This window comes from Serratia sp. (in: enterobacteria) (assembly GCF_046715635.1).
Classification (GTDB): Bacteria; Pseudomonadota; Gammaproteobacteria; order Enterobacterales; family Enterobacteriaceae; genus Chania.
This window is the reverse complement of record NZ_JBKJYW010000229.1, coordinates 1-8507: the sequence shown is the minus strand read 5'-3', so window position 1 is coordinate 8507 and position 8507 is coordinate 1. Positions and strand designations below refer to the sequence as shown.

At 56.6% G+C, this 8507-nt stretch carries 7 protein-coding genes; 5 read left to right on the top strand and 2 right to left on the bottom strand.

What is annotated here, in order from left to right; all coding sequences use genetic code 11:
- The 5 genes from zapE to sspB form a co-directional block, all read left to right on the top strand.
- Positions 1–677, top strand: a 677-nt coding sequence (gene zapE, locus ACLQ7H_RS11610) for a cell division protein ZapE (protein WP_411752796.1), incomplete at its 5' end; no start/stop codon positions are given.
- A gap of 295 nt (positions 678–972) precedes the next feature.
- Positions 973–1401: a 50S ribosomal protein L13 gene (gene rplM, locus ACLQ7H_RS11605; RefSeq protein ID WP_021180678.1), complete on the top strand. Its 429-nt coding sequence runs from the start codon at positions 973–975 to the stop codon at positions 1399–1401.
- Between the two features lie 15 nt (positions 1402–1416).
- Complete coding sequence (gene rpsI, locus ACLQ7H_RS11600) at positions 1417–1809, top strand: 30S ribosomal protein S9 (RefSeq protein ID WP_021180677.1); 393 nt, start codon at positions 1417–1419, stop codon at positions 1807–1809.
- Positions 1810–2197: 388 nt separating this feature from the next.
- On the top strand, positions 2198–2839 hold the full coding sequence (sspA, locus tag ACLQ7H_RS11595) for a stringent starvation protein SspA (RefSeq protein WP_024483694.1): 642 nt from the start codon (positions 2198–2200) through the stop codon (positions 2837–2839).
- Positions 2840–2844: 5 nt separating this feature from the next.
- Positions 2845–3348, top strand: coding sequence for a ClpXP protease specificity-enhancing factor (sspB, locus tag ACLQ7H_RS11590; RefSeq protein WP_411752795.1), 504 nt, complete (start codon positions 2845–2847; stop codon positions 3346–3348).
- A gap of 404 nt (positions 3349–3752) precedes the next feature.
- Here the strand turns inward: sspB and ACLQ7H_RS11585 are convergent, their stop codons facing one another.
- Entirely contained in the window at positions 3753–5171 is a 1419-nt protein-coding gene (locus ACLQ7H_RS11585; RefSeq protein WP_411752794.1) for a glutamate synthase small subunit, read from the bottom strand.
- 11 nt (positions 5172–5182) lie between these two features.
- Positions 5183–8507 (bottom strand): glutamate synthase large subunit (gene gltB / locus ACLQ7H_RS11580; RefSeq protein WP_411752793.1); only part of this gene is annotated, 3325 nt, incomplete at its 5' end.

Genomic DNA, 8507 nt, shown 5'->3' with positions numbered 1-8507 from the left:
TCACCGACGCCATGCTGCTGGCAACGCTGTTGCAGGCGCTGTTCGCTCGCGGTATTACGCTGGTGGCTACCTCTAACATTATTCCGGACAACCTGTATCGCAACGGGCTGCAACGCGCACGTTTCCTGCCGGCGATCGAGTTGATCAACGAGTATTGCGACGTGATGAATGTGGATGCAGGCATCGATTACCGGTTGCGTACCCTGACGCAGGCCCACCTGTATCTGACCCCGCTGAATCAGCAAACGCAGGACACGATGGATCACATCTTCCTCAAGCTGGCGGGTCACGCCGGGGAAGAGGCTCCGGTGCTGCAAATCAATCACCGGCCAATGCCTACCTTGCGTGCTGTGGAAGGGGTATTGGCGATCGATTTTCATACCCTATGTGAAGAGCCGCGTAGCCAACTGGATTACATCGCGTTGTCACGCCTCTATCACAGCGTAATGCTGTATAATGTCCGCATTATGGGGCCGCTGAAGGAAAACACCGCCCGGCGTTTCCTGGCGCTGGTGGACGAATTCTACGAGCGCCACGTCAAACTGGTGATCGCCGCCGAAGCCTCGATGTTCGAGATCTACCAGGGTGAACAGCTGAAGTTCGAGTTTCAGCGTTGCCTGTCCCGCCTGCAAGAGATGCAGAGCGAGGAGTATCTGAAGCTGCCCCATCTGCCGTAAACGGCGTTCGGGCCTGGCTTCCAGGCCCATTTTAGCCCCCGATTATCGTCGCCAAACTGGCCCCCTGCGCTAAATCCGTTTTCCCGGTAAAAACAGGTCGACCTTTGTGAGCGACTTCTCTATAATCTTGCGACCCCACGTTACAACAAAGTTTTTTTCCCAAAACTTTGTATAGTGCCGGCAATGGCTATTCGAAGGGGTAGGTTTGCTGGACTTGATGGTCGTGTGAGCCTCAACTGTTTTCGAGCGTTGGGTGAACACCTACGTGTAACTAAATTATTGGGTAAGCTTTCTAATGAAAACTTTTACAGCTAAACCAGAAACCGTAAAACGTGACTGGTATGTTGTTGATGCAGACGGTAAAACTTTAGGCCGTCTCGCTACTGAACTGGCTCGTCGTCTGCGCGGCAAGCATAAAGCGGAATACACCCCGCACGTTGATACCGGTGACTACATCATCGTTCTGAACGCAGAAAAAGTTGCTGTAACCGGCAACAAGCGTACAGACAAGGTGTATTACCACCACACCGGCCACATCGGTGGTATCAAGCAAGCGACCTTTGAAGAGATGATTGCCCGCCGTCCTGAGCGCGTGATTGAAATCGCGGTTAAAGGCATGCTGCCAAAGGGTCCGTTGGGTCGTGCAATGTTCCGTAAACTGAAAGTTTACGCGGGCACCGAGCACACTCACGCGGCACAGCAACCGCAAGTTCTTGACATCTAATCGGGATTATAGGCAATGGCTGAAAATCAATACTACGGCACTGGTCGCCGCAAAAGCTCCGCCGCTCGCGTTTTTATCAAGCCGGGCAGTGGTAACATCGTTATTAACCAGCGCAGCCTGGAACAGTACTTCGGTCGCGAAACTGCCCGCATGGTAGTTCGTCAACCGCTGGAACTGACCGACATGGTTGGCAAATTCGATTTGTACATCACCGTTAAAGGTGGTGGCATCTCTGGTCAAGCTGGCGCTATCCGTCACGGTATCACCCGTGCACTGATGGAGTACGACGAGACTCTGCGTGGTGAATTGCGTAAAGCTGGCTTCGTCACTCGTGACGCGCGTAAAGTTGAGCGTAAGAAAGTCGGTCTGCGTAAAGCACGTCGCCGTCCGCAGTTCTCCAAGCGTTAATTTTTTCTGCTTCGGCAGGACGATTTACGCGAAAAACCCGCCTCTCCGGCGGGTTTTTTTATGCCTGTAATTAGATTAAACCTCATTTAAATCAGTGGGATAGGTGATAAATCAACGCATAACCCCCACAAAACAGTCAAAATCTGGTAAACTATCATCCACTTTTGCGCCTGTTCGCCGTGCAGTGCTGTCAGTCTACCTCCGAGGCCGTTTTCCAGACCTAAGGTTTATCTGTGAGCTGCGGGCTTGCGGTCACGATTATTCAGGATAGCAGCCTGAGATACCCAATCAATTTCACGTCGCAGCCAGGCGGCAACAACGCAATGGCTCGTGGAGTGATGGGTATTTTGGCTATTCGCCGTATTTTCTAGATAACTTGGAGGTTTTCATGGCTGTCGCTGCCAACAAACGTTCGGTAATGACGCTGTTCTCTGGCCCGACCGACATCTTTAGCCATCAAGTACGTATCGTACTGGCGGAAAAGGGCGTCAGCGTCGAGATCGAGCAGGTAGAACCCGATAATCTGCCGCAGGATCTGATCGACCTCAACCCATACCAAACGGTACCGACGCTGGTCGATCGCGAGCTGACGCTGTATGAATCCCGCATCATCATGGAATACCTTGATGAGCGTTTCCCTCATCCGCCATTGATGCCGGTGTATCCGGTTGCGCGTGGTGAAAGCCGTCTGATGATGCTGCGTATCGAGAGAAACTGGTATACGCTGATGTACAAAATCGAGCAGAGCAACGGCCAGGAAGCTGAATCAGCACGCCGTCAACTGCGCGAAGAGCTGCTGGCGATTGCGCCAATCTTCGGTCAGACCCCGTATTTCATGAGCGAAGAGTTCAGCCTGGTAGACTGCTACCTGGCCCCGCTGCTGTGGCGTTTGCCGCAACTGGGTATCGAACTGAGCGGTGCCGGCTCTAAAGAGCTGAAAGGTTACATGACCCGCGTCTTCGAGCGTGATGCATTCCTGGCCTCTTTAACCGAAGCTGAGCGCGAAATGCGCCTGCAGACTCGGGGCTAAGCATCATGGATATGTCTCAGATGACCCCGCGCCGTCCTTATCTTTTGCGGGCATTCTATGACTGGCTGTTGGATAACCAACTGACTCCGCATCTGGTCGTGGACGTAATGCGCCCAGACGTGCAGGTTCCGATGGAGTTTGCACGCGATGGTCAGATTGTGCTGAACATTGCTCCGCGTGCCGTAGGCAACCTGCAACTGGGTGACGACGAAGTCACCTTCAACGCGCGCTTTGGTGGCGTACCTCGTCAGGTGCTGGTGCCAATGGCGGCCGTGCTGGCGATTTATGCGCGGGAGAACGGGGCAGGTACCCTGTTTGAACCGGAAGCCAAGTACGAAGATGAAGGGGCTTTCGAAGGGCTGGAAGAGGTGTCTAGCCCAATGGGTAGCCTGATGTCAGTGGTTGATAGCGATCGTCAGGATAGTTTGGAAGACGATAACGGCCCTGATGATGAGCCGCCACAGCCGCCACGCGGTGGTGGACGTCCGGCGTTGCGTGTCGTGAAGTAAGCTACGGCAGGCAGGGAAAAAGGTGCAACTCAGGTTGCGCCTTTTTTATTGCCTGTAGATCGGGGGTGGGGGGGATATCTAGGCTGCTGAGTCGTGGTTTCCCCTCACCCCAACCCTCTCCCAAAGGGCGAGGGGGCTGGCCGGAGCGCTTGGTTGGCCCGTGCGGCTTCGGGCAGCGGGGAGTAAGAATACTGCGAACTCGTTCTGCAAAGGGCAAGGGGGGGGATTCGGTAGTGTGATCAGGTACGGAGGCTTGTTTGTAGCCTGTTTTGTTACTCGGTGTTGAAGTTTGATGCAGGAGTCAAATCGTGGCACATTCGGTTCCCTCTCCCTGTGGGAGAGGGCTAGGGTGAGGGGGCATCACCTGAAGCATGATGCCACCTCTTGCCCTCAACCGATGTAAATCATACTTCCAGATAGCACATGATGCCTTCGGCAGCCTTGCGCCCTTCGGCAATCGCGGTAACCACCAGATCGGAACCGCGAACCGCATCGCCACCGGCGAAGATCTTCGGGTTACTGGTTTGGAAGGCATTATCGACCGATTCCGGTGCCACGATGCGGCCCTGTTTGTCCAACTGCACATCGTGCGCGGCCAACCAGTCCATCTGGTGCGGGCGGAAGCCAAAGGCCATCACTACCGCATCGGCGTCGATCACGTGCTCGGAGCCAGGCACCTGCTCGGCAACCTGGCGGCCATTGGCATCGGGGGCACCCAACTGAGTGCGCACCATCTTGACGCCAGCGACGCGCCCCGCGCCGTTAAGCTCAATACTCAGCGGTTGCAGGTTGAACTGAAACTCGACCCCTTCTTCGCGCGCATTCTTCACTTCGCGTTTGGAACCTGGCATGTTCGCTTCATCCCGGCGATAGGCACAGATAACCTGAGTCGCGCCTTGACGAATAGAGGTACGCACGCAGTCCATTGCGGTGTCACCGCCGCCCAGCACCACCACACGCTTGCCTTCCATACTGACATACGGCTCGTGCTGTTCTGGCTGATAGCCCATCAGCTGTTTGGTGTTGGCGATCAGGAACGGCAGCGCATCGTACACGCCCGGTGCCTCTTCGTTCTCCAATCCACCACGCATCGATTGATAGGTACCGACGCCAAGGAACACCGCATCGTATTCGCTCAACAGTGCATCCATGGTGATGTCTTTACCGACTTCGGTATTGAGCTGGAACTCGATACCCATCTCGCTGAAGATGCCGCGGCGCTTGACCATCACCTCTTTTTCCAGCTTAAAGGCCGGGATACCGAAGGTCAGCAGGCCACCGATCTCTGGATGACGATCGTAAACCACCGCTTTCACGCCGTTACGGGTCAATACGTCGGCACAGGCCAGGCCAGCCGGGCCTGCGCCAATAACGGCCACCCGTTTACCGGTTGGGTGCACGTGGGACATATCCGGCTTCCAGCCCATCTCGATCGCTTTATCGCTGATGTAACGCTCGATATTGCCGATGGTCACGGCACCAAACTCGTCGTTCAGTGTGCAGGAACCTTCGCACAGGCGATCTTGCGGACAAACGCGGCCACACACTTCCGGCAGGCTGTTGGTCTGGTGTGCCAGATCCGCTGCCTCCATGATGCGGCCTTCGTTCGCCAGCTTCAGCCAGTTCGGAATATAGTTGTGAACCGGGCATTTCCATTCGCAATAGGGGTTGCCGCAGGACAGGCAACGGTCGGCCTGTGATTTCGCCTGGGTTGCCGAAAAGGGTTCATAGATCTCTACAAACTCAATTTTGCGGATCTTCAGCGGTTTCTTTGGCGGATCAACGCGCTGCAGGTCGATAAATTGATAAACGTTCTGACTCACTCAATGACCCCTTACTGCGCCTGAACCCGCAGCTCGGCTGCGGAACGACTACGGTGACCCAACAATGCTTTGACATCACTGGACTTCGGCTTGACCAGCGCAAACTTCGGCGCCCATACCGGCCAGTTAGCCAAGATCTCTTCTGCCCGTGATGAACCGGTCAGTTGCACATGCTCGGTGATCAAACCGCGCAGGTGCTCTTCATGGATCGCCAGTTGATCGACGTCCAGCACTTCCACCAGCTCCGGGTTGACGCGTTTGCGGAACTCGCCGTCTTCATCCAGTACATAGGCGAAGCCGCCGGTCATGCCCGCACCAAAGTTGATGCCGGTCTTGCCCAATACGCAGACGATGCCACCGGTCATGTATTCACAACCGTTATCGCCAATGCCTTCAACCACGGTAATTGCCCCGGAGTTACGCACGGCGAAACGCTCCCCGGCACGGCCTGCGGCGAACAGCTTGCCACCGGTTGCGCCGTACAGGCAGGTGTTGCCGATGATGCTGGCCTCGTGGCTGCGGAAGGCAGAGCCCACCGGAGGACGCACGGCGATACGGCCACCGGCCATCCCTTTACCGACGTAGTCGTTGGCATCGCCGGTCAGGGTCAGCTCAACGCCGCCGGCATTCCACACGCCGAAGCTCTGGCCTGCGGTACCGGAGAAATGCGCCTTGATCGGATCGGCTGCCATCCCTTGGTCGCCATGCAGTGTGGCAATAGCCCCTGACAAGGTCGCGCCGACGGAACGATCGGTGTTACGAATATCGAAATAGAAGGTCTTGCTGTGCTTGGCCTCGATATACGGTTGCGCCTGTGCCATCAGATCCTTGTTCAGCACGCCCTGATCGAACGGCGGGTTGCTGCTTTCGGTGCAATGCAGGGCTTTGCCCGCATGTGGCGTGGCGGTTTTCAGCAACGGCGACAGATCCAGCTTGTTCTGCTTGGCGGAGATCCCATCGAGCTCGGTCAGGAACTCGGTGCGGCCAATCAAATCGACCAGTTGGCTGACGCCCAGTGTAGCCATGATCTCGCGGGTTTCCCGAGCGATAAACTGGAAGTAGTTGGTCACGCGCTCTGGCAGGCCGTGATAGTGATCGCGGCGCAGTTTTTCATCTTGAGTTGCCACGCCGGTCGCGCAGTTGTTCAAGTGGCAGATACGTAGGTATTTACAGCCTAGTGCCACCATCGGGCCGGTGCCGAAGCCGAAGCTCTCTGCACCCAGAATGGCAGCCTTAACAATGTCGACGCCGGTTTTCAGGCCACCATCCACCTGTAGGCGGATCTTGTGGCGCAGGCCGTTGGCCACCAGTGCCTGCTGGGTTTCCACCAGGCCAAGCTCCCATGGGCAGCCAGCATATTTAACTGAAGATAACGGGCTTGCCCCGGTGCCGCCGTCGTAACCGGCAATGGTGATCAGATCGGCATAGGCTTTCGCTACGCCAGTGGCAATGGTGCCCACGCCTGGCTCGGAAACCAGCTTCACCGAAATCATCGCCTTCGGGTTAACCTGTTTCAGATCGAAAATCAGCTGTGCCAAATCTTCAATCGAATAGATATCGTGATGCGGCGGAGGCGAGATCAGGGTAACGCCCGGCACCGAATAACGCAGTTTGGCGATATACGGCGTGACCTTATCGCCAGGCAACTGACCGCCTTCACCCGGTTTGGCTCCTTGGGCGACCTTAATCTGGATCACGTCGGCGTTCATCAGATAGGCTGGCGTCACGCCGAAGCGGCCAGAGGCCACCTGCTTGATACGGGAAACCTTGTTGGTGCCGTAGCGCGCCGGATCTTCACCGCCTTCACCGGAGTTGGAGAAACCGCCCAGGCTGTTCATGGCAATCGCCAGCGATTCATGGGCTTCTGGGCTGAGTGCCCCGATGGACATGGCAGCGGTATCGAAGCGTTTGAACAGCGACTCGGCTGGTTCAACCTGATCGACCGGGATCGGCGCGCCTTTCGGAGTGATCGCCAGCAGATCGCGCAGTGTGGCAATCGGGCGCTCGTTGACCAGCTTGGCATAAGCCTGGTAATCGCTGTACTCACCGCTGTGCACCGCTTTTTGCAGCGAGTTCACCACGTCTGGGTTATACGCATGGTATTCGCCATTGTGCACGAACTTCAGCAGGCCACCTTGATCCAGCGGCTTGCGTTTCAGCCAGGCGCGTTTGGACAGGTTTTGCAGATCCTGCTGGAAGTCGCTGAAGCTGGCACCGCCGATGCGGCTGACCACGCCCTGGAAGCAGAGATCGGATAGGTCACGGTGCAGGCCGACGGCTTCAAACAGTTTGGAACAGCGGTAAGAGGCGATAGTCGAGATGCCCATTTTGGACATGATCTTGTACAGCCCTTTATTGATGCCGTTACGGTAGTTGAGCATCACGTCGCGGTATTTCTTGTCGATCGCCTGGCTGTCGACCAGCTTGGCCAGCGTTTCGTAGGCCAGATACGGGTAGACAGCGGTAGCACCAAAGCCCAACAGCACGGCGAAGTGATGCGGGTCGCGGGCGCTGGCGGTTTCAACGATGATGTTGGCATCGCAGCGCAGGTTCTTGTCCACCAGGCGGGTCTGGATTGCCCCCACCGCCATTGGCGCAGGGACCGGCAGACGCTGGTTGCTGATGGCACGGTCGGAGAGTACCAGCAGCACTGCGCCGTCACGGACTTTACGCTCCGCTTCGTTGCACAGGGCGTGGATGGTCTGTTCCAGATCCTGCTCCGCCGGATCGAAGGTCAGATCGAGGGTGTCGGCACGATAATATTCGCCTTCCAGCGTAGTGAGCTGCTTGAAGTCTGAATACAGCAGGATCGGCGATTTGAAGCTCAGGCGGTGAGCCTGGCCTTCGGCTTCGCAGAACACGTTCATCTCACGGCCAATGCTGGTGGCCAGAGACATCACGTGGGCTTCACGCAGCGGATCGATCGGCGGGTTGGTGACCTGCGCGAACTGCTGGCGGAAGTAGTCATAAATAATGCGTGGACGGCTGGAAAGCACGGCGAACGGGGTGTCGTCACCCATCGAACCGGTGGCTTCCTGGCCGATCTCGCCCAGTACGCGGATCACCTGGTCCAGCTCTTCGCTGCTGTAGCCGAACTGCTTCTGGAAGGTTTCCAGCGTGGCGTCATCCAGCTCACGGCTGCCCACCTGATCTTCCGGCAGGTCTTCGAACGGCACCAGACGCTTAACGTTCTTCTCCATCCACTCTTTATACGGGTGGCGACTTTTCAGATCGTTGTCGGTTTCGGCTGAGTGCAGGATCTTGCCGCTGCGGGTGTCGATCACCATCAGTTCGCCAGGGCCGACGCGGCCTTTTTCAATGACCTCATCCGGTTGG

Excerpts from the sequence above, each read along its gene's own strand:
- rpsI (WP_021180677.1), top strand. The coding sequence starts at position 1,417 with ATGGCTGAAAATCAATACTACGGCACTGGTCGCCGCAAAAGCTCCGCC.
- sspA (WP_024483694.1), top strand. The coding sequence starts at position 2,198 with ATGGCTGTCGCTGCCAACAAACGTTCGGTAATGACGCTGTTCTCTGGC.
- rplM (WP_021180678.1), top strand. The coding sequence starts at position 973 with ATGAAAACTTTTACAGCTAAACCAGAAACCGTAAAACGTGACTGGTAT.
- sspB (WP_411752795.1), top strand. The coding sequence starts at position 2,845 with ATGGATATGTCTCAGATGACCCCGCGCCGTCCTTATCTTTTGCGGGCA.